The sequence below is a fragment of the Mycolicibacterium novocastrense genome (genome assembly GCF_001570485.1).
GTDB lineage: Bacteria > Actinomycetota > Actinomycetes > Mycobacteriales > Mycobacteriaceae > Mycobacterium > Mycobacterium novocastrense.
Window position 1 is genome coordinate 34,870 of sequence record NZ_BCTA01000103.1, and the last position, 21,204, is coordinate 56,073.

Annotated in this window: 21 protein-coding genes; 16 read left to right on the forward strand and 5 right to left on the reverse strand. The window is 68.3% G+C overall.

The window, feature by feature from the left end:
- Positions 1-32: 32 nt before the first annotated feature.
- Positions 33-449 (reverse strand): DUF1844 domain-containing protein, encoded by a 417-nt coding sequence (locus RMCN_RS30055; RefSeq protein ID WP_234787843.1) that lies wholly within the window; start codon positions 447-449, stop codon positions 33-35.
- A gap of 212 nt (positions 450-661) precedes the next feature.
- Here RMCN_RS30055 and infC point away from each other — a divergent pair, with 212 nt between their 5' ends.
- Genes infC through RMCN_RS30075 form a run of 4 tightly spaced genes read left to right on the forward strand, consistent with a single transcriptional unit; the run spans position 662 to position 2,673 of the window.
- Complete coding sequence (gene infC, locus RMCN_RS30060; RefSeq protein ID WP_082680943.1) at positions 662-1,249, forward strand: translation initiation factor IF-3; 588 nt, start codon at positions 662-664, stop codon at positions 1,247-1,249.
- A gap of 20 nt (positions 1,250-1,269) precedes the next feature.
- Positions 1,270-1,464 carry a 50S ribosomal protein L35 gene (rpmI, locus tag RMCN_RS30065; protein ID WP_064346257.1) on the forward strand — a complete coding sequence of 65 codons (195 nt, stop codon included), beginning with the start codon at positions 1,270-1,272 and terminating at the stop codon, positions 1,462-1,464.
- 37 nt (positions 1,465-1,501) lie between these two features.
- Positions 1,502-1,891, forward strand: a complete 390-nt coding sequence (gene rplT, locus RMCN_RS30070; RefSeq protein ID WP_064346258.1) for a 50S ribosomal protein L20 — start codon at positions 1,502-1,504, stop codon at positions 1,889-1,891.
- 23 nt (positions 1,892-1,914) lie between these two features.
- The gene (locus tag RMCN_RS30075; RefSeq protein ID WP_067396853.1) at positions 1,915-2,673 is read left to right on the forward strand and encodes a TrmH family RNA methyltransferase; all 759 of its coding nucleotides are present in this window, start codon (positions 1,915-1,917) and stop codon (positions 2,671-2,673) included.
- Here the strand turns inward: RMCN_RS30075 and RMCN_RS30080 are convergent.
- Together RMCN_RS30080 and RMCN_RS30085 are read right to left on the reverse strand one after the other, a co-directional pair.
- On the reverse strand, positions 2,670-3,905 hold the full coding sequence (locus RMCN_RS30080; protein ID WP_067396857.1) for an acyl-CoA dehydrogenase family protein: 1,236 nt from the start codon (positions 3,903-3,905) through the stop codon (positions 2,670-2,672). The two genes, RMCN_RS30075 and RMCN_RS30080, sit on opposite strands and share 4 nt — an antisense overlap.
- A 5-nt stretch (positions 3,906-3,910) precedes the next feature.
- The gene (locus RMCN_RS30085; RefSeq protein WP_064415261.1) at positions 3,911-4,924 is read right to left on the reverse strand and encodes an oxygenase MpaB family protein; all 1,014 of its coding nucleotides are present in this window, start codon (positions 4,922-4,924) and stop codon (positions 3,911-3,913) included.
- Between the two features lie 219 nt (positions 4,925-5,143).
- Here RMCN_RS30085 and RMCN_RS30090 point away from each other — a divergent pair, with 219 nt between their 5' ends.
- The 12 genes from RMCN_RS30090 to RMCN_RS30145 all read left to right on the forward strand — a co-directional run bounded on the left by RMCN_RS30090 (position 5,144) and on the right by RMCN_RS30145 (position 18,965).
- Positions 5,144-5,998, forward strand: coding sequence for an adenylate/guanylate cyclase domain-containing protein (locus tag RMCN_RS30090; protein ID WP_067396860.1), 855 nt, complete (start codon positions 5,144-5,146; stop codon positions 5,996-5,998).
- A 75-nt stretch (positions 5,999-6,073) separates the two neighbouring features.
- Positions 6,074-7,117, forward strand: coding sequence for a phenylalanine--tRNA ligase subunit alpha (gene pheS / locus RMCN_RS30095; protein ID WP_064415263.1), 1,044 nt, complete (start codon positions 6,074-6,076; stop codon positions 7,115-7,117).
- Positions 7,117-9,615, forward strand: a complete 2,499-nt coding sequence (pheT, locus tag RMCN_RS30100; protein WP_067396862.1) for a phenylalanine--tRNA ligase subunit beta — start codon at positions 7,117-7,119, stop codon at positions 9,613-9,615. Before pheS ends, pheT begins: the two co-directional genes overlap by 1 nt.
- 47 nt (positions 9,616-9,662) lie before the next feature.
- Entirely contained in the window at positions 9,663-10,697 is a 1,035-nt protein-coding gene (argC, locus tag RMCN_RS30105) for an N-acetyl-gamma-glutamyl-phosphate reductase (RefSeq protein ID WP_067396864.1), read from the forward strand.
- Complete coding sequence (argJ, locus tag RMCN_RS30110; RefSeq protein WP_067396866.1) at positions 10,694-11,899, forward strand: bifunctional glutamate N-acetyltransferase/amino-acid acetyltransferase ArgJ; 1,206 nt, start codon at positions 10,694-10,696, stop codon at positions 11,897-11,899. The genes argC and argJ overlap by 4 nt, the downstream gene beginning before the upstream one ends.
- On the forward strand, positions 11,896-12,768 hold the full coding sequence (gene argB, locus RMCN_RS30115; protein ID WP_064346268.1) for an acetylglutamate kinase: 873 nt from the start codon (positions 11,896-11,898) through the stop codon (positions 12,766-12,768). Before argJ ends, argB begins: the two co-directional genes overlap by 4 nt.
- Positions 12,765-13,946, forward strand: coding sequence for an acetylornithine transaminase (locus tag RMCN_RS30120; protein WP_067396868.1), 1,182 nt, complete (start codon positions 12,765-12,767; stop codon positions 13,944-13,946). Before argB ends, RMCN_RS30120 begins: the two co-directional genes overlap by 4 nt.
- Positions 13,943-14,878 (forward strand): ornithine carbamoyltransferase, encoded by a 936-nt coding sequence (gene argF, locus RMCN_RS30125; protein ID WP_067396871.1) that lies wholly within the window; start codon positions 13,943-13,945, stop codon positions 14,876-14,878. The genes RMCN_RS30120 and argF overlap by 4 nt, the downstream gene beginning before the upstream one ends.
- Positions 14,875-15,369 (forward strand): arginine repressor, encoded by a 495-nt coding sequence (locus tag RMCN_RS30130; protein ID WP_067396874.1) that lies wholly within the window; start codon positions 14,875-14,877, stop codon positions 15,367-15,369. Before argF ends, RMCN_RS30130 begins: the two co-directional genes overlap by 4 nt.
- Positions 15,369-16,571, forward strand: a complete 1,203-nt coding sequence (locus RMCN_RS30135) for an argininosuccinate synthase (protein WP_064346272.1) — start codon at positions 15,369-15,371, stop codon at positions 16,569-16,571. Before RMCN_RS30130 ends, RMCN_RS30135 begins: the two co-directional genes overlap by 1 nt.
- A 109-nt stretch (positions 16,572-16,680) precedes the next feature.
- Positions 16,681-18,093, forward strand: coding sequence for an argininosuccinate lyase (gene argH, locus RMCN_RS30140; protein ID WP_067396876.1), 1,413 nt, complete (start codon positions 16,681-16,683; stop codon positions 18,091-18,093).
- Complete coding sequence (locus RMCN_RS30145; protein WP_067396878.1) at positions 18,090-18,965, forward strand: alpha/beta hydrolase; 876 nt, start codon at positions 18,090-18,092, stop codon at positions 18,963-18,965. Before argH ends, RMCN_RS30145 begins: the two co-directional genes overlap by 4 nt.
- 7 nt (positions 18,966-18,972) lie before the next feature.
- Here the strand turns inward: RMCN_RS30145 and RMCN_RS30150 are convergent, their stop codons facing one another.
- Both RMCN_RS30150 and RMCN_RS30155 read right to left on the reverse strand, forming a co-directional pair.
- Positions 18,973-19,419 carry a hypothetical protein gene (locus tag RMCN_RS30150; RefSeq protein WP_131808628.1) on the reverse strand — a complete coding sequence of 149 codons (447 nt, stop codon included), beginning with the start codon at positions 19,417-19,419 and terminating at the stop codon, positions 18,973-18,975.
- Between the two features lie 9 nt (positions 19,420-19,428).
- Positions 19,429-21,189 (reverse strand): ABC-F family ATP-binding cassette domain-containing protein, encoded by a 1,761-nt coding sequence (locus RMCN_RS30155; RefSeq protein ID WP_067396881.1) that lies wholly within the window; start codon positions 21,187-21,189, stop codon positions 19,429-19,431.
- Positions 21,190-21,204: the final 15 nt, after the last annotated feature.

A 21,204-nucleotide genomic window follows, 5' to 3' on the forward strand; every position in this document is an offset into this window, starting at 1 on the left:
TTATTCGGTCAGAGCGCCAAATGGGCGGCGACTCACGACCAGACGGGTCCGGTGTATTTCTCGCCGGGGCCTTGGCCTGGTTCGTCCGGGGATGCGCTGGCCTCGCGGAAGGCCAATTGCAGCGTCTTCAAACCGTCACGCACCGGCCCGGCATGGGGTCCGAGATACTCGGCGGACGCGGTGACCAACCCGGCCAGCGCGGTGATCAGCCTGCGCGCCTCGTCCAGGTCGCGGTGCGGGCTCTCGTCGGGATTGTCGGCCGACAGCCCGAGCTTCTCGGCGGCGGCGCTCATCAGCATCACGGCCGACCGGGTGATCACCTCGACGGCGGGGATCTCGGCGAGTTCACGAACGGCCGAGCCGTTCAGATCACTTGAGCCGGCTGAGCCGTTCAGATCACCTGAGCCGGCTGAGTCGTCGAGGTCAGCTGAGTTCGGGTCATCGGTCATGGCTGCTAGACTGGCATGCGCGACCGTCCCGGCAAACGCCAGGGACAGCAAGTGGAGTCCCCCTCCCACCGCTGGCCACACCGGCTCAGCGGTCCGGTCACAGGCGTCAACGCCTGTCCTGGTCGGCTGTGGGCCCTGCTTTGAGCAGGGCTTTTCTGTTCGTTGAGCAGAGCTGACGGAGTGGGCTCCTAGAGGACAACATAGGAGGCCCCATCAGCACTGAGACCCGCGTCAACGAGCGTATCCGCGTACCTGAAGTCCGCCTGATCGGACCGGGCGGTGAACAGGTAGGCATAGTGCGCATCGAAGATGCCCTCCGCGTCGCCGCGGATGCCGATCTCGATCTCGTCGAAGTAGCACCGGATGCCAAACCCCCGGTCTGCAAGATCATGGACTACGGAAAGTTCAAATACGAGACGGCTCAGAAGGCGCGCGAGTCTCGCAAGAACCAGCAGCAGACCGTCGTCAAGGAACAGAAGCTCCGTCCCAAGATCGACCCGCACGACTACGAGACCAAAAAGGGTCACGTGATCCGCTTCCTCGAGGCGGGGTCGAAGGTCAAGGTGACGATCATGTTCCGCGGCCGCGAACAGTCGCGGCCCGAGTTGGGCTTCCGTCTCCTGCAGCGGCTGGGCGCCGACGTCGCCGATTACGGCTTCGTCGAGACGTCCGCCAAGCAGGACGGGCGCAACATGACGATGGTGCTGGCCCCGCACCGCGGCGCGAAGACTCGCGCCAAGGCGGCGCAACAGGCCGAAGGCTCCGCAGAGCCGGCCCCAGCACCCGACCGAAACAGTTAGAACGACAGAGCAGAGGATCCATGCCCAAGGCGAAAACCCACAGCGGCGCTTCCAAGCGGTTCCGTCGCACCGGAACCGGCAAGATCGTGCGCCAGAAGGCCAACCGCCGCCACTTGCTCGAGCACAAGCCGAGCAAGCGCACCCGGCGACTCGACGGCCGCACCGTTGTGTCGGCCGCCGACAACGCCCGCATCAAAAAGATGCTCAACGGCTGACCGACGAACACGTACGACCTGAACGAAGGACATTCCCATGGCACGCGTCAAGCGCGCAGTCAACGCCCAGAAGAAGCGGCGGACAATCCTCAAGGCCTCCAAGGGCTACCGGGGCCAGCGGTCGCGGCTGTACCGCAAGGCCAAAGAGCAGCAGCTGCATTCGCTCAACTACGCCTATCGTGACCGGCGCGCCCGTAAGGGCGAGTTCCGCAAGCTGTGGATCTCGCGTATCAATGCCGCCGCCCGCGCCAACGACATCACCTACAACCGGCTGATCCAGGGGCTCAAGGCCGCTGGGGTCGAGGTGGACCGAAAGAACCTCGCCGAGATCGCCGTCAGCGATCCGGCGGCGTTCACCGCGCTGGTGGAGGTCGCCAAGGGCGCGCTGCCCGAGGACGTGAACGCGCCGTCGGGCGAGGCTGCCTGACGCTCACCGAACGCTCCGCCCGCGTGGTCGCAGCGGTCAAGCTGCACCGCCACGTCGGACGACGCCGCGCCGCACGCTTCCTCGCTGAGGGGCCCAACCTCGTCGAGGCGGCGTTGCGGCGCGGACTCGTATCCGAGGTCTTCGCCACCGAGGACGCCGCGCACCGATTCGGTGCGATGCTCGTCGATGTCCCGGTGCACCTGGTGACCGAACGCGCCGCAAAAGCGTTGTCGGAGACGGTGACTCCGGTCGGACTTGTCGCGCTCTGCACGATTCCTCAGACGTCGCTGGACGACGTGCTGGCCGAGTCGCCGCGCCTGGTCGCGGTCGCGGTCGAGATGAGCGAGCCGGGCAACGCGGGCACGCTGATCCGGATCGCGGATGCGATGGGGGCCGACGCCGTCGTGTTCGCCGGGCACAGCGTCGACCCGTACAACGGGAAGTGCCTGCGCGCCTCGGCCGGCAGCATCTTCTCGATTCCCGTCGTCTCGGACAGCGACGCCGCTTCGGCGGTGGCGCGACTCGCGGGCGCCGGCCTGCAGGTGTTCGCGACGACGGTCGACGGCGAGACCTCGTTGGACAGCCCCGACCTCGAGGCCGCCCTGTCGGGGCCGACGGCGTGGTTGTTCGGGCCGGAGGCCCACGGCCTGCCCGTCGATCTGGCGGCGTCGGCCACGCATCGCGTTCACATCCCGATGCCGGGCAACGCCGAGAGCCTCAATGTGGCCGCGGCCGCGGCGATCTGCCTGTATCAGAGCGCACGGGCACAACGCCGCTCCTAGCTCAACAGACCCCGCGCCACGTGGGTGATCTGCACCTCGTTGCTGCCGGCGTAGATCATCAAGGACTTGGCGTCGCGCGCCAGCTGTTCGACGCGGTACTCGGTCATGTAGCCGTTGCCGCCAAACAGCTGCACGGCGTCCATCGCGACGTCGGTGGCGGCCTGCGAGCAATACCATTTGATCGCCGACGCCTCCGCCAGCGAGATCGCCACACCGGCCTGAGCCGCCTCGATCACCCGAAACAGGATGTTGCGCACGTTCATCCGCGCCACCTCCATGTTCGCGAGCTTGAGCTGGATCAGCTGGAACTGTCCGATTTCCTGACCCCACAGCGTGCGGCTCTTGGCGTAGTCGACGCACAGCCGCAGGCACTCCTCGATCACACCCAGCGACATCGCGGCAACACCGATGCGTTCCGTGCTGAAGCTCGACCGCGCGCTGGCGCGGCCGTCACCGGCGGAATTGTCCTCGGTCTCACCGAGCAGTCGGTCCCGGCCCAATCGCACGTTGTTGAAGAACAACTCGCCGGTGCGCGAGCTGTGAATACCCATCTTGCGGAACGGCTTCGACTGGACGAAACCCTCCATGCCGCGGTCGAGCACGAAGGTCAGCACCTTGCGGTCGCGCTTGTCGACGCCGGGGTCCCCCTCGTCGAGCTTTGCGTAGACCACGACGACGTCGGCGTCGGGGCCATTGGTGATGAAGGTCTTCTGCCCGTTGAGGATGTAGTCGTCTCCATCACGTACGACGTAGGACTTCATGCCGCCGAATGCATCGGAGCCCGAGTCGGGCTCGGTGATCGCCCACGCGCCGACCTTGTCGTAGGTGACCAGATCGGGCAGCCAGCGCTCCTGCTGGGCCAGTGTCCCGCGGCTCATGATCGTCGGCACCGTCAGCCCGAGGCTGACCCCCATGCCGGTGACGACGCCCATCGACACCCGGCACAGCTCACTGATCACGACGAAGCCCATCCCGCCGGACCCCTCACCGAACATGCCGCCACCCGAGGACTTCTCCGACGAGCCGCCGCCATCACGCAGCCGGGCAAGGCGCTTGTTCAGCGACTCGCGCGCCATGTCGGCGATGCCGAACGTCGCGAACAGCTTGCGCACGATGGGGTAGGGCTCCATCTCGCCGCTCTCCAGCGCGTCGACGTGCGGGCGGATTTCCTTGTCGACGAACTCGCGGACGGCTTCGCGCACGGCGAGATCGACATCAGACCATTCGAGCATGCCCTCTAGGCTGCCTTACTGCGTCCGCGCGCCGGACGCAGCCCCGCCAAAGAGAACGTGGTGTGCACCAGCGACCCGGCTCGGTCGAGCAGCGACTTGCGCGGTGGGACGTAGTGCATCGGCAGCCCGCGCCGGTCGCTCGGCGGGGCCATGAACGCAGGTGCCTCGACCAGTGGAGCGTCCGCGGGAAGACGGCCCTGGGCACGCCGATATGCGGTCAAAGCCCTTGGGTGCAAACGGATTTCGTCGGGTACCGCAACGAACGCGAACTCCACCAGCTTGCCGAACAGGCGCAGCAGCACCTCGTCTCCCGGCGTCCAGCGCATGTTGGCCTTCTCGCGAAGGGCGTCGTCGAACACGCCCGCCGCGATCCAGCGCTGCGCGCCGACCATCGGCTTGAAGAGCTGATCCCACAACCCGGTGGGCATCAACACGAACCACGGCTTGGGGATCCGGATCGAGAAGATGTCGAGCGTGGCGCGGTTGATCTCGAGCTCCTCGCGGCACTTGCGGTCCCAGTACTGGCAGAACTCCTCCCAGCTCTGCGGCACCGGCCGCATGCTCATGCCGTACATCCGGTACCACTGCACATGCTCGTCGAACAGCTGGCGTTTCTCGGCTTCGGTCAGTCCGCCGCAGAAGTACTCGGCAGTCTTGATGATCAGCATGAAGAAGGTGGCGTGTGCCCAGTAGAACGTCTCGGGGTTCAGCGCGTGGTAGCGCCGGCCCTCGCCGTCCACCCCCTTGATCGTGGTGTGGTAGCTCTTGATCTGCTCACCGGTCTGCGAGGCGCGTTCGCCGTCATAGACCACACCCATGATCGGGTACACCGAGCGGGCGACGCGCTGCAGCGGTTCACGCAGCAGGATCGAATGGTCTTCTACACCCGCGCCCAGTTCGGGATACATGTTCTGGACGGCGCCGATCCACACGCCCAGCAGACCCGTGCGCAGGTCGCCGAAGTACTTCCACGTCAACGAGTCGGGTCCCAGGGGGTTCGCGGTGCTGCTCACGGTCATCTGATTCCTCGCTGAATCGGCGTCAGACTCAACGATAATGTTGACAACCGGCGTTGTCTACGATTTGCGGGGCGCGTCGTCCCGCAACGTTATTCAGCGGCTACTGACCCGCCACACACCCGTGACCAGCCACTTCGGCGATCCCGCTTTCGTCTTTCGGATTACCGCTTCGCATAACGAGATTGCTCGCCGTCAAGCGGCCCGCTTAGGCTGGCCGACGTGGATGTCGAGCCGTTCGAGCGGTCGACCGGGCCCCTGGGCTGGCTGAAGAACACCAATCGGAACGAGAGCATCATCGCGTTTCTGCGACGTACGCGGCGCGCGTTGCCCGGTGATCCGGAGTTCGGGGATCCGTTGTCGACCGATGGGGTGGGCGGGCCGCGGGCGGCTGCCCGCGCTGCTGATCGCCTGCTGCAGCGGGATGCCGCGACACGGGAGGTCAGCCTGGGCGCGCTGCAGTTGTGGCAGGCCGTCACCGAACGCATGTCGGGGAAACCCGCCAACCGCGAGGCGACGCTGGTCTTCACCGATCTCGTCGGCTTCTCGGCGTGGTCACTCGATGCGGGCGACGAGGCCACCTTGCGGTTGCTGCGTCAGGTGTCGCAAGTCGTCGAGCCCCCGCTACTGGAGGCGGGTGGACACATCGTCAAGCGCATGGGCGACGGTCTGATGGCGGTTTTCCGGGACCCCACGACCGCGCTGCGGGCGGTGATCGCCGCGCGCCAAGAGATGAAAAGCGTGAGCGTCGACGGCTTTACGCCGCGGATGCGGGTCGGTGTGCACACCGGCCATCCCCAGCGCATCGGATCGGACTGGCTGGGCGTCGACGTCAACATCGCGGCCCGGGTGATGAGTCGCGCGACCCGCGGAGAGCTGGTGGTCTCGCAGGCGACGCTGGACCGCATCCCCGCCGAGGAGTTCGATTCGCTCGGTGTCGAAGCCAAACGCGTCCGTCGCCAGCTCTTCGCGCCCAAACAGGACGGCGTGCCGGCCGATTTCGTCATGTATCGACTGAAGACGCTCCCGCATCCGCAGGGCGCCGAAAGCGACGAGGAGCGGCCGGCGGCCCAATAGTCGTCGGCCTGCGCAGTGTGCGCCGAGCCTTGATGGGCGTTCGAGGGCCATCGGCTCATCGCCTATGATCGCCGGGTGGCTGATCGGCCCGCAGACCTGTCCGAAGAAGCGCTGACCGAGGCTGTCAGCGCTGCTCGGCGTGCGTTCGACGCGGCCACCGATCTCGATGCGCTCGCGCGTGCCAAGACCGAGCACCTCGGCGACCGGTCTGCGATCGCGTTGGCGCGCCAGGCGCTTGGGTCGCTGCCCAAGGCCGACCGCGCCGATGCGGGTAAGCGGGTCAACGTCGCCCGCACACAGGCGCAGAGCGCGTACGACGAGCGGTTGGCGGCGCTGCGGGCAGAGCGGGATGCCGCGGTGCTGGTGGCCGAGCGCATCGATGTGACGCTGCCATCGACCCGGCAACCGATCGGCGCGCGGCACCCGATCACGATCCTGGGCGAGCGCATCGCCGACACATTCGTCGCGATGGGCTGGGAACTCGCCGAGGGCCCCGAGGTGGAAACCGAGCAGTTCAACTTCGATGCGCTGAACTTCGCTCCCGATCATCCGGCGCGCAGCGAACAGGACACCTTCCACATCGCCCCCGAAGGCTCGCGGCAGGTGCTGCGCACCCACACCTCGCCGGTGCAGATCCGCACACTGCTGGAACGCGAGCCGCCGGTCTACATCGTCTCGATCGGGCGCACGTTCCGCACCGACGAACTCGACGCCACCCACACTCCGGTCTTCCACCAGGTCGAGGGCCTCGCGGTGGACAGGGGACTGACGATGGCGCACCTGCGCGGCACGCTGGACGCGTTCGCCCGCTCGGAGTTCGGACCGCAGGCCCGCACCCGCTTTCGTCCGCACTTCTTTCCGTTCACCGAGCCGTCGGCCGAGGTCGACATCTGGTTCGAGAACAAGAAGGGCGGAGCCGGCTGGGTGGAGTGGGGCGGCTGCGGCATGGTCAATCCGAATGTGCTGCGCGCCTGCGGAATCGATCCCGACGCCTACTCCGGCTTTGCCTTCGGTATGGGCCTGGAACGAACTCTGCAGTTCCGCAACGGAATTCCGGACATGCGCGACATGGTCGAAGGCGATGTGCGGTTTTCCCTGCCGTTCGGGGTAGGGGCCTGATGCGGCTGCCGTACAGCTGGCTCCGCGACGTCGTGCGGGCCGGCGCGCCTGGTTGGGACGTGAGCCCCGCCGACCTCGAAGAGACGCTGATCCGCATCGGTCACGAGGTCGAGGAGGTCATCCCGGTCAGCCCCGTCACGGGCCCTCTGACGGTGGGGCGCGTGGCCGCCATCGAGGAGCTGACCGAGTTCAAGAAGCCCATCCGCGCCGTCAAGGTGGACGTCGGCGAGACCGAGCCGCGTGACATCGTCTGCGGTGCAACCAACTTCGTCGTCGGTGACCTGGTCGTGGTGGCGCTGCCCGGTACGGTACTGCCCGGTGATTTCACGATCGCCAGCCGCAAGACCTACGGCCGGATCTCCGACGGCATGATCTGCTCGACGGCCGAGATGAACCTGGGCACCGACCATTCGGGAATCCTGGTGCTGCCCCCCGGCACCGCCGAACCGGGCACCGCCGCCGCCGATGTTCTCGGCCTCGACGACGTCGTCTTCCACCTGGCCATCACGCCGGACCGCGGTTACTGCCTGTCGGTGCGCGGCATGGCCCGCGAGGTCGCCGCCGCCTACGACCTCGAGTACGTCGACCCCGCCGACGTCGTGCCACTGCCCGCCGAGGGCGAGGCGCTGCCCGTGTCGATCGACCCGGGGACCGGCGTCCAGCGCTTCGGGCTGCGCCCGGTGACCGGCATCGATCCCGGTGCCGTCTCCCCGTGGTGGCTGCAGCGACGGCTTCTGTTGTCCGGTATTCGGGCCATTTCGCCCGCGGTGGACGTCACCAACTACGTGATGCTCGAACTCGGCCATCCGATGCACGCCCACGACCGCAGCCTGATCACCGGCGGTTTCCGGGTGCGATTCGCCGAACCGGGGGAGACCGTGGTCACCCTCGACGATGTCGAACGCCGCCTCGACCCGGCCGATGTGCTGATCGTCGACGACGTCGCGACCGCCGCAATCGGCGGCGTGATGGGTGCGGGCACCACCGAGGTGCGCGACACCACCACCGATGTACTGCTCGAGGCCGCCGTGTGGGATCCGGCCGCGGTGTCGCGCACCCAGCGACGGCTGCGCCTGTACAGCGAAGCCGGCCGGCGTTACGAACGCAGCGTCGATCCGGCGATCTCGGTCGCCGCGCTGGACCGCTGCGCCACGTTGCTCGCCGAGATCACGCACGGCACGGTCGAACCCACGCTGACCGACTGGCGCGGCGAGCCACCCCGAGACGACTGGTCGCAACCGCCGGTCACCATGGCGGCCGATCTGCCCGACCGCACCGCCGGTGTCACCTACGCCCCGGGGACCGCAGAACGGCGGCTCACCCAGATCGGTGCACGGGTCGTCGCCACCGAGGGCACGCTCACCGTCACCCCGCCGAGTTGGCGTCCCGACCTGGGCCAGCCCGCCGACCTCGTCGAGGAGGTGCTGCGCCTCGAGGATCTGGAGACCATTCCCTCGGTGTTGCCGCTGGCCCCGGCCGGCCGCGGCCTGACCCCGGTGCAGCGGCGGCGGCGCGCGATCGGTAAGTCGTTGGGGCTCAACGGGTATGTGGAGATCCTGCCCACGCCCTTCTTGCCCGCGGGTGTGTTCGACCAGTGGGGGCTGCCCGCCGACGACACCCGCCGGACCGCGACGACGGTGCTCAATCCGTTGGATTCCGATCGCCCGCAGCTGGCCACCACGTTGCTGCCCGGCTTACTGGAGGCGTTGAGCCGCAACGTGTCCCGCGGAGCCGTAGACGTCGGGTTGTTCGCGATCCAGCAGATCGTCCAGCCGACGCCGGACACGCGTGCCCTCGAACGGATCCCGACCGACCGGAGGCCCAGCGACGACGAGATCGCCGCGCTGAACGCGTCGCTGCCGCGACAGCCCCAACACGTCGCCGTGGTGGTGTGCGGGTTGCGCGAGCCCGCCGGGCCGTGGGGGCCGGGTCGCGCGGTGCACCCCGGCGACGTGTTCGAGGCGGTGCAGGTGATTGCGCGCGCCGCCGGTGTGGAGCTGAGCCTGCGTTCCGCGGCGCACCTGCCGTGGCATCCGGGCCGCTGCGCCGAAGTGGTCCTCGGCGACCGCGAGAGCGGTACCGTCGTCGGCCACGCCGGTGAACTGCACCCGGCGGTTCTCGAGCGCTCGGGTCTGCCCAAGCGCACCTGTGCCCTCGAACTGGATCTGGACGCCATACCCATCGTCGAGCGACTACCGGCTCCGAGGGTGTCGCCGTTTCCCGCGGTCTTCCAGGACATCAGCCTCGTCGTCGACGAGGACGTCGCCGCGGCCGCCGTGGTCGACGCGGTCCGGGCCGGCGCGGGGCCGCTACTCGAGGACGTGCGGTTGTTCGACGTCTACACCGGCCCGCAGGTCGGCGCGGGCCGCAAATCGCTGGCGTTCGCGCTGCGGTTCCGCGCCGCCGATCGCACCCTCACCGAGGACGAGGCCAGTGCGGCCCGCGAAGCGGCTGTGCAGGCCGCGGCGGAACGGGTCGGCGCCGAACAACGCCGCTGATAGTAATGAATTTGCATAGGTATGCATAAACTTGCAGAATTGCCTGCATGGTTTCAGTCGCGGTAGCGGGCGCCAGCGGATACGCCGGCGGTGAGATCCTACGCCTCCTTCTCGGTCATCCCGCCTACACCGATGGCCGACTGACGATCGGTGCGCTGACCGCAGCGGCGAGTGCGGGCACCTCGCTGGCCGAGCACCATCCGCACCTGTTGCCGCTGGCCAACCGGGTGCTCGAAGCCACCGACGAAGACGTGCTGCGCGGTCACGACGTGGTCTTCCTGGGTTTGCCGCACGGGCATTCGGCTCAGCTGGCCGAACAACTCGGCGACGACACCGTGATCGTGGACTGCGGCGCCGACTTCCGGCTCACCGACGCCGCGGCGTGGGAGCGGTTCTACGGATCCGAACACGCCGGTAGCTGGCCCTACGGGCTGCCGGAGCTACCGGGTGCGCGCGACCGGCTGCGCGGCGCCAAGCGCATCGCGGTGCCCGGCTGCTATCCGACCGCGGCCCTGCTGGCGCTGTGGCCCGCGCTGGCAGAAGACCTCATCGAGCCGGCCGTGACCGTGGTCTCGGTCAGCGGCGCGTCGGGGGCGGGCCGGGCCGCCAAGCCCGATCTGCTGGGCGCCGAGGTGATCGGATCGGCGCGGGCCTACAACATCGGCGGTAAGCACCGGCACACACCCGAGATCGCCCAGGGGCTGCGCGCGGTCACCGACAAGGACGTGACCGTCTCGTTCACGCCGGTGCTCATCCCGACGTCCCGGGGCATCCTGGCCACCTGCACCGCGCGCACCGACGCTCCGCTCTCGGAGATCCGCGCCGCCTACGAAAAGGCTTACCACGCCGAGCCGTTCGTCCACCTGCTGCCGGAAGGGCAGCTGCCGAAGACGGGTTCGGTGCTCGGCAGCAACGCCGCACAGCTGGCCGTCGCGCTGGATGACGACGCGAAGACACTGGTCGCCGTCGCCGCGATCGACAACCTGGTCAAGGGCACCGGCGGGGCGGCGGTGCAGTCGATGAACCTGGCGCTGGGCTGGCCGGAGACCGAAGGCCTTTCGATCGTGGGCGTGGCGCCGTGACGGACGGCACACGGCTGCTTCGCACCCAGGGCGTCACCGCCCCCGAGGGCTTCCGCGCGACCGGAATCGCCGCCGGTATCAAAGCTTCCGGGGCGCTGGATCTGGCGTTGGTGTTCAACGAGGGACCCGACTACGCCGCCGCGGGCGTGTTCACGCGCAATCAGGTCAAAGCGGCTCCGGTGCTGTGGAGCCAACAGGTGCTCACCACCGGCCGCCTGCGCGCGGTGATCCTGAACTCCGGCGGCGCCAACGCCTGTACCGGACCGCAAGGCTTCCAGGACACCCATGCCACCGCCGAGGCGGTCGCGGCGGCGTTGAGCGACTGGGGCACCGAAACCGGTGCGATCGAGGTCGCGGTCTGCTCGACCGGGCTGATCGGCGACCGGCTGCCGATGGACAAGGTGCTCCCCGGCGTGACCGAGATCGTGCACGAACTGTCGGGTGGACTCACCGGCGGCGAGGAGGCCGCGCGGGCCATCATGACCACCGACACCGTGCCCAAGCAGGTCGCGCTGCACCACGCCGACAACTGGACCGTCGGCGGAATGGCCAAGGGCGCAGGCATGATCGCCCCGTCACTGGCCACCATGCTGTGCGTGATCACCACCGACGCCGTCGCCGATTCGGATGCACTGCGGACCGCACTGACTCGCGCCACCGCGCGCACCTTCGACCGCCTCGACGTCGACGGCAGCTGTTCGACCAACGACACCGTGTTGCTGCTGGCGTCCGGCGCCAGTGCGATCACCCCCGGCCAGGGCGAACTCGACGAGGCGATCCTGCGGGTCTGTGACGACCTGTGTCAGCAGTTGCAGGCCGACGCCGAGGGCGTGACGAAGCGAATCGTCATCACGGTGGCGGGTGCGGCCTCCGAGGACGACGCGTTGCTCGGCGCCCGCATCGTCGCGCGCGACAGCCTGGTCAAGACCGCGCTGTTCGGCTCGGACCCGAACTGGGGCCGGGTGTTGGCGGCCATCGGCATGGCGCCGTTCAAGGTGGATCCGGAGCGGGTCACGGTGTCGTTCAACGGGTTTGCGGTCTGGCGGGACGGGGCGCCGCAGCCGGGTTCGCGCGACGTGGATCTCTCCGGGGCCGACATCACCGTCACCATCGACCTCGGTGACGGGTCGGCGCAGGCCTCCATCCGCACCACCGACCTCTCGCACGGTTACGTCGAAGAGAACTCGGCGTACAGCTCATGAGCGTCGAAACCCCGATCAAGGCCAAGGTTCTGGCTGAAGCGCTGCCGTGGCTCAAACAACTGCACGGCAAGATCGTCGTGATCAAGTACGGCGGTAACGCGATGACCGACGACGTGCTCAAGGCCGCGTTCGCCGCCGACATGGTCTTCCTGCGCAACTGCGGCGTCCATCCCGTCGTCGTCCACGGAGGCGGCCCCCAGATCAGCGCGATGCTCAAACGCCTCGGAATACAAGGCGATTTCAAGGGCGGGTTCCGGGTCACCACACCCGAGGTACTCGATGTGGCGCGCATGGTGCTGTTCGGTCAGGTCGGCCGGGAACTGGTCGGATTGATCAACGCCCACGGGCCGTACGCCGTCGGGGTCACCGGCGAGGACGCCCAGTTGTTCACCGCGGTGCGGCGCAGCGTGACCGTCGACGGTGTGGCCACCGACATCGGCCTGGTCGGTGACGTCGAAAAGGTCAACGCCGGATCGCTGCTGGATCTCATTGCCGCAGGCCGGATTCCGGTGGTATCGACCATCGCTCCGGACGTCGACGGGGTGGTGCACAACATCAACGCCGACACAGCGGCCGCCGCGCTGGCCGAGGCGTTGGGCGCCGAGAAGCTGCTCATGCTCACCGATGTCGAGGGCCTGTACACGAACTGGCCCGACCGCGGGTCGCTGGTCAGCGAGATCGACTCCGCCGCACTGACTCAGATGCTGCCGACACTCGAGGCCGGGATGGTGCCCAAGATAGAGGCGTGCCTGCGCGCGGTGGCGGGTGGCGTGCCCAGCGCGCATGTCATCGACGGCCGCGTCGAGCACTGCGTGCTGGTCGAACTGCTCACCGACGAGGGGACGGGGACGAAAGTGGTGCGCTCATGACTCTGCTGCAGCGGTGGCAGGCCGTGATGATGAACAACTACGGCACCCCGCCGCTGGCGTTGTCCAGCGGAGACGGTGCGGTGGTGACCGACGTCGACGGCAAGACCTATGTCGATCTGCTCGGCGGCATCGCGGTCAACATCCTGGGCCACCGGCACCCGGCCGTGATCGAAGCCGTCACCGCTCAACTCAACACGCTGGGTCACACGTCGAACCTGTATGCGACCGAACCCGGTGTCGCGCTCGCCGAAGCGCTCGTCGGGCTCCTCGGTTCGGGCCCGTCGGCCCCCGCCAAGGTGTTCTTCTGCAACTCCGGCACCGAGGCCAACGAAGTCGCGTTCAAGATCACCCGCCTCACCGGCCGCACGAAACTGGTTGCGGCGCAAGGCGCCTTCCACGGTCGCACGATGGGCTCCCTGGCGCTCACCGGTCAGCCGTCCAAGCAGGCGCCGTTCGCGCCGCTGCCGGGTGAGGTGACCCATGTGCCCTACGGCGACATCGATGCGTTGCGAGCCGCGGTCGACGACGAAACCGCGGCGGTGTTCCTCGAGCCGATCATGGGCGAAGGCGGGGTCGTGGTTCCGCCCGCCGGCTACCTCGTCGCGGCCCGCGAGATCACCGCGCGGCACAACGCGCTGCTGGTGCTCGACGAGGTGCAGACCGGAATGGGGCGCACCGGAGCGTTTTTCGCGCATCAACACGACGGGATCACCCCCGATGTCGTGACCCTGGCCAAGGGCCTCGGGGGCGGTTTGCCGATCGGCGCATGTATCGCCACAGGCGAAACCGCTGAGCTGCTGACGCCCGGATTGCACGGCAGCACGTTCGGCGGCAATCCCGTCTGCACCGCCGCCGCGCTCGCGGTGCTCCGCGTGCTGGCCGACGACGACCTGATCACCCGCGCCGACGTGCTCGGCAAGACCCTGTCGGCGGGCATCGAGGCCTTCGGGCATCCGTTGATCGATCACGTCCGCGGCCGCGGCCTGCTGCTCGGCGTCGTGCTGACCGCCGAGGCCGCCAAAGCCGTCGAGGCCGCGGCCCGCGACGCCGGTTTCCTCGTCAACGCCGCGGCTCCCGATGTGATCCGGCTGGCCCCGCCACTGGTGATCAGCGACGCTCAGGTCGACGACTTCCTCGCCGCGTTTCCCGCCGTCCTCGACAAAGGCGCCGCGTCATGACCGCAACCATCCGGCACTTCCTGCGTGACGACGACCTGAGCCCCGACGAGCAGGCCGAGGTCCTCACCCTGGCGGCCGAGCTGAAAGTCCAACCGTTCAGCCGCCGTCCGCTGGAGGGCCCGCACGGAGTGGCGGTGATCTTCGACAAGAACTCCACCCGGACCCGGTTCTCGTTCGAGCTGGGCATCGCCCAACTGGGCGGGCACGCCGTGGTGGTCGACGGCCGCAGCACTCAGCTGGGCCGCGATGAGACGCTGGAGGACACCGGCCGGGTGCTCTCGCGGTACGTCAGGGCGATCGTATGGCGCACGTTCGCCCAGGACCGACTGACCGCGATGGCGGCAGGTGCGAGCGTGCCGATCGTCAATGCGCTCTCCGACGAGTTCCACCCGTGCCAGGTGCTGGCCGATCTGCAGACCCTCGCCGAGCGCAAGGGCCGGCTGGCCGGCTTGCGGATGACCTACCTCGGCGACGGCGCCAACAACATGGCGCATTCGCTGATGCTGGGTGGTGTCACCGCGGGCGTGGACGTGACGATCGCGGGACCGGCAGGCTTCCAACCGCATCCGGATTTCGTCGACGCCGCGCAGAAGCGGGCGTCGGAGACCGGTGCGACCGTCACGGTCACCGAGGACCCCGACGCCGCAGCCGACGGTGCCGACGTGCTGGTCACCGACACGTGGACGTCGATGGGCCAGGAGAACGACGGCCTGGACCGGGTGGGGCCGTTCCGGCCGTACCAGGTGAACGGGGCCCTGTTGGGCCGCGCCGACGCCGATGCCGTTGTGTTGCATTGCCTTCCGGCGCACCGCGGGGAGGAGATCACCGACGATGTGATCGACGGGGCACAGAGCGCGGTGTGGGACGAGGCCGAGAACCGCCTGCATGCGCAGAAGGCACTGCTGGTGTGGCTGCTGGAGCGGGCGAAGTGACTTCAGCGGCGACTCGTGCCGGACGGCAGGCCCGCATCGTGGCGATCCTGTCGTCGCGGTCGGTGCACAGCCAGACCGAACTGGCGGCCCTGCTGGCCGAGGAGGGCATCGAGGTCACGCAGGCCACGCTGTCGCGCGACCTGGAAGAACTCGGCGCGGTGAAACTGCGCGGTGCCGACGGCGGCGTCGGCGTGTACATCGTCCCCGAGGACGGCAGCCCCGTGCGCGGCGTATCCGGTGGCACCGAGCGGATGTCGCGGTTGTTGGCCGAGTTGCTCGTGTCCACCGACGCCAGTGGCAACCTGGCCATCCTGCGTACCCCGCCCGGGGCCGCGCACTACCTTGCCAGCGCGATGGACCGCGCGGCACTCCCGTTCGTCGTCGGTACCGTCGCCGGCGACGACACCATCCTGGTCGTCGCACGTGAGCCGATGAGCGGCGCCGAACTGGCAACGAAACTCGAGAGCATTAGACAAAAGGAGACCTGCTGATGTCCGAACGCGTCATCCTGGCCTATTCCGGTGGCCTGGACACCTCGGTGGCGATCAGCTGGATCGGCAAGGAGACCGGGCGCGAGGTGGTCGCCGTCGCAATCGACCTCGGCCAGGGCGGCGAGGACATGGAGGTCGTGCGCAAGCGCGCAATCGACTGCGGCGCCGTGGAGGCCGTCGTCATCGACGCCCGCGATGAGTTCGCCGACGAGTACTGTCTGCCCGCGATCCAGTCGAATGCGCTGTACATGGACCGCTATCCGCTGGTCTCCGCGCTGAGCCGACCGCTGATCGTCAAACATCTGGTGGCCGCGGCGCGCGAGCACGGCGGCGGCACCGTCGCGCACGGCTGCACCGGCAAGGGCAACGACCAGGTCCGCTTCGAGGTCGGGTTCGCCTCGCTGGCACCGGATCTCAAGGTGCTCGCGCCGGTGCGCGACTACGCGTGGACGCGGGAGAAGGCGATCGCGTTCGCCGAGGAGAACGCGATCCCGATCAACGTCACCAAGCGCTCGCCGTTCTCGATCGATCAGAACGTCTGGGGTCGCGCCGTGGAGACCGGCTTCCTCGAGCATCTGTGGAACGCGCCCACCAAGGACGTCTACGACTACACCGAGGACCCGACGGTCAACTGGAGCACACCCGACGAGGTGATCATCGGGTTCGAACGCGGCGTGCCGGTGTCGATCGACGGCCGCCCGGTGACGGTGCTGCAGGCGATCGAGGAGTTGAACCGCCGGGCCGGTGAGCAGGGCGTCGGCAGGCTCGACGTCGTCGAGGACCGGCTGGTCGGCATCAAGAGCCGCGAAATCTACGAGGCGCCGGGCGCGATGGTGCTGATCACCGCGCACACCGAACTCGAGCACGTCACGCTGGAGCGGGAACTGGGCCGGTTCAAGCGCCACACCGACCAGAAGTGGGGAGAGTTGGTCTACGACGGACTCTGGTACTCGCCGCTGAAGACCGCGCTCGAGTCGTTCGTCGCCAAGACCCAGGAGCACGTGACCGGAGAGATCCGGTTGGTGTTGCACGGCGGGCACATTGCGGTGAACGGCCGTCGCAGCGCCGAGTCGCTCTACGACTTCAACCTCGCCACCTACGACGAGGGCGATACGTTCGACCAGTCGGCAGCCCGCGGTTTCGTGCAGATCCACGGTTTGTCGTCGAGCATCGCCGCCCGCCGGGACCTGGGCATCGAGTGAGTAAGCGCCACCCACCACCACCACCACCGCGAGCGACCGTGTCTGCCCGCCGACACGCCGTTGTCACACGGACAAACGCGGTCTCTCGCGCCGAAGTGAGTGACCTGATATGAGCACGAACGAAGGTTCGCTGTGGGGCGGGCGGTTCGCCGACGGACCGTCCGATGCGCTCGCGGCCCTGTCGAAATCGACCCACTTCGACTGGGTGCTCGCCCCCTACGACATCCGGGCGTCCAAGGCGCATGCGCAGGTGCTGCACGATGCCGGGCTGCTGACCGACGATCAGCGCGACGGGCTGCTCGCGGGGCTCGACAGCCTGGCCGCCGACGTGGCCGACGGCAGCTTCGAACCCCTGGCGACCGACGAGGACGTGCACGGGGCCCTCGAGCGCGGCCTGATCGACCGCGTGGGCGCGGAGCTCGGCGGCCGGCTACGGGCGGGCCGGTCGCGAAACGATCAGGTGGCCACGCTGTTTCGGATGTGGCTGCGCGACGCGATCAGGCGTGTCGCCGACGGCGCCCTGCAGGTTGTCGACGCGTTGGCGACCCAGGCGGCCGCGCACCCGACCGCGATCATGCCGGGCAAGACGCATCTACAGTCCGCCCAACCCGTCCTGCTCGCGCATCACCTGCTGGCGCATGCGCATCCGTTGCTGCGCGATGTCGACCGACTTGCGGACTTCGACAAGCGGGCCGCGGTGTCGCCCTACGGGTCCGGTGCGCTGGCCGGGTCGTCGCTGGGCCTGAACCCCGACTCGATCGCCGAGGATCTCGGTTTCGACTCCGCCGCCGACAACTCGATCGACGCCACCGCATCGCGGGACTTCGCCGCCGAGGCGGCATTCGTGTTCTCGATGATCGGCGTCGACCTGTCCCGGCTGGCCGAAGACATCATCCTGTGGAGCACAACCGAATTCGGCTACGTCACCCTGCACGACGCCTGGTCGACCGGGAGCTCCATCATGCCGCAGAAGAAGAACCCCGACATCGCCGAACTGGCCCGCGGCAAGGCCGGCCGGTTGATCGGCAACCTCACCGGTTTGCTGGCGACCCTCAAAGCGCAACCGTTGGCCTACAACCGGGACCTGCAGGAGGACAAGGAACCGGTGTTCGACTCCGTCGCGCAGCTCGAACTCCTGCTGCCGGCGATGGCGGGGTTGGTCGGCACTCTGCGCTTCGATACCGACCGGATGGCCGAGCTTGCCCCGCTGGGCTACACCCTGGCCACCGACGTCGCCGAATGGCTTGTGCGCAGGGGAGTGCCGTTCCGGGTGGCGCATGAGGCCGCGGGCGCCGCGGTGCGCGCGGCCGAGGCGCGAGGCATCGGGCTGGAAGAACTCGAGGACGCCGAACTCGTCGCAATCCACCCCGAACTCGGCCCGCAGGTGCGCGAGGTCCTGACCGTCGAAGGGTCGGTGGACTCCCGTGACGCGCGCGGCGGCACCGCACCGACCCAGGTCGCCCGGCAGCTGGGCGTCGTACGCGAGACGGCCGACCGGTTGCGGTTACTGTTGAGGGGATGACCGAACGCGTCGAATTCAGCTCCGGTGCGGCGACTCTGGTGGGCCACCTCTACAGCGGTGGACAGCACGAACCCCGCCCCTGTGTGGTGTTGTGCCAGGGCTTCGGCGGTACGCAGGACACCCCGGCGTTCACGGCGAACGCGACGAGCTTCGCCGAGGCCGGCTATGCGGCCCTCACGTTCGACTACCGCAACTTCGGCGAAAGCGCCGGTGAGCCAAGGCAATTGGTCGACATCAGCGGCCAACTCGATGACATCGCCGCAGCAGTCACGTTCGCACGTGGCCGTCACGATGTCGACCCCGACCGCATCGTGTTGTGGGGCACTTCGCTCGGCGGCGGCCACGTCGTCACGGCGGCGGCACGTGACCCGCGGATCGCGGCGGTGATCGCCCAGATCCCGTTCAACGGATTCCCGAAAAAAGTCGAGGGGCGGTCGACGGCGGCCACGCTGCGGTTGCTGTGGGCGATGACCGCCGACACCGTCCGCGGTGCTCTGGGCGCATCACCCGCGTACATCAAAGCGGTGGGAAACCCGGGTGAGCTCGCGGTCATGGCCAGTTCCGAGGCGCAGCAGACCATCGACGGAATGCAGAGCCCGACCTGGCGCAACGAGGTCGCACCGCGGGCGCTGTTCGCGATGATGCGCTACAAACCCGGCGACCACGCACCACGCGTGCGCGCGCCTGTGTTGGTGTGTATCGGCAAGCGGGACAAGGAAACTCAGGAGGCTGACGCGGGCCGGCTTGCCGAACTCGCACCCCGAGGCGAGTTGCAGGCCTACGACGTCGCCCATTTCGACTTCTACCGCGACGACGTCCGGCGGCAAGTGATCACCGACCAGATCGCGTTCTTGGACCGGGCCCTCGGCTAGCCGCGCGTCAATCGTCGTCGTTGCAGATACTGACCTCGACACGGCCGTCATCGACCTCGATCTCCAGGTCGAGGTCCTCGGTTCCTCTGCGGAACGAGATCTCGACCTCCTCGGGGTGCTGATCGTCGACGCGATGCGTCCAACCCTCCGCCGGGGTCACCGATTCGAGGGTGAGGCGACCGTCCGCGAAGGGGACCACCGCCGTCCCCGCGTCGAACACCTGGTACCGGCCGTCAGGCGCGGGGTCGAGGCGGACGCACTGGTCGCGGGCCGGCCGGGCGGGGGCGGCGCCTCCCGTCTGCGGCGGCAAAGTCTGGTCGCCCGCGGGCCTGCTCGAAAGCGGGGTGGATTCCGTGATGGTCACCGTCGACTGGGGTTCGCTGGTCGAGCCACACCCCGGCAGGAGCAGGGCGGCCCCTGCGAGCGCGGTGACAGCACTCGTTCTGGTTGCCATAGACCTACGCTACGACGTCGAGCCTTCCGCGGCGGCCAGCCATGCTTCCTCGAGAGATTCCTTGCGATTCAACAGCTCTTGAAGCTCGGCGTTGAGCTCACCCAACCGGACGTGGTCCGCCGCCGCCTCGGCCATCGACTCGTGCAACTCGGCGATGCGCGACTCGAGCTTCTCGAGCTGCCCCTCGATGCGCGCCATCTCCTTACCGGTGCGCCGCTCCCGCGCCGACGCCGTTTCACCTTGCGCACCCGCCGTCGGTGCAGGCGGTGGTGACGCCGCCGCCGCGCGGTCGGCCAGATACTGCTCGATCCCGCCCGGCAACAGATCGCAACGGCCGCCCCCGGTCAGGGCGTAGGTGACGTCGGAGACCCGTTCGAGGAAGTAGCGATCGTGGGTGACGGCGATCAGCGTGCCCGGCCAGCCGTCGAGGTAGTCCTCGATGACGGTCAACGTGTCGATGTCGAGGTCGTTGGTGGGTTCGTCGAGCAGCAGCACGTTGGGTTCCTCGAGCAGCAACCGCAGAAACTGCAGCCTGCGTCGTTCACCACCGGAAAGCTCGGAGATCCGCGTGGTCAGCTTGTCGCCGGTGAACCCGAAGTCCCGCAGCAAGGTGTCGGCGCTGATCTCGCCGCCGCCGGCCAGTTGGGTGATCCTTCGCCTGTCCTCGACCGCGTCGAGCACCCGGTCGTCGCCGTCGAGTTCGGCCAGCGCCTGGCTGAGGTAGCCGATCTTGAGCGTTGCGCCCCGCTTGATCGTGCCCGCCGTCGGAGCGAGCTCACCTGCCAGCAGTCGCAGCACCGACGTCTTGCCGGTGCCGTTGACTCCGACCAGCCCGATCCGCGCACCGGGTCCGATCGACCAGTCCACCTGGTCCAACACCACGGTTTCGCCGACCTCCAGCCGCACCCGGTGCAGGTCGAACACGTCTTTTCCCAGCCGGGTCGTGGCGAACCGCTGCAGAACCAGGGAGTCGCGCGGCGGTGGTTCGTTCGCGATCAACTCGTTGGCGGCCTGGATGCGGAACTTCGGCTTCGACGTTCGCGCCGGTGGTCCGCGCCGCAGCCACGCCAGTTCCTTGCGCATGAGGTTCTGCCTGCGCGCCTCGGCGCCGGCCGCCAGGCGCATCCGCTCGGCCCGCGCGAGCACGTAGGCCGCATAACCGCCTTCGTATCCATCAACGGCACCGTCGTGGACCTCCCACGTTCTGGTGCACACCGCGTCGAGGAACCAGCGGTCGTGGCTCACCACCACCAGCGCCTTGGCCCGTCGCCGATTGAGCTGGGCGGCCAGCCATCCGATCACCTCGACGTCGAGGTGGTTGGTCGGCTCGTCGAGCACGAGGACGTCATGACCGGCGATCAACACCGCGGCCAGCGCCACCCGGCGTCGCTCCCCGCCGGAGAGCCGACCGACCGCACTGTCGAGGGAGACGTCAGCCAACAAGTGCGAGACGACGTCACGGGTCTCGGCTTCGGCAGCCCAGACGTGATCGGGACGGCCACCCACGATCACGTCGCGCACGGTGGCGTCGGCGGCGAAGTCGTCACTCTGGCGCAGGTAGCCCACCGACAACCCCGAGGTGTGGGTCACCCGGCCCGAATCCGGCTCGCGGGTGAGCGTCAAGATCTGCAGCAGCGTCGTCTTACCGTCACCGTTGCGCCCGACGACACCGACCGCGTCGCCTTCATCGATCCCCAGGCTGATCGCATCGAGCAATGTGCGGGTGCCGTAGCCGACGGTTGCGCGCTCGACATTGATCAGGTTCGCCATCAGCCGCCGATGATA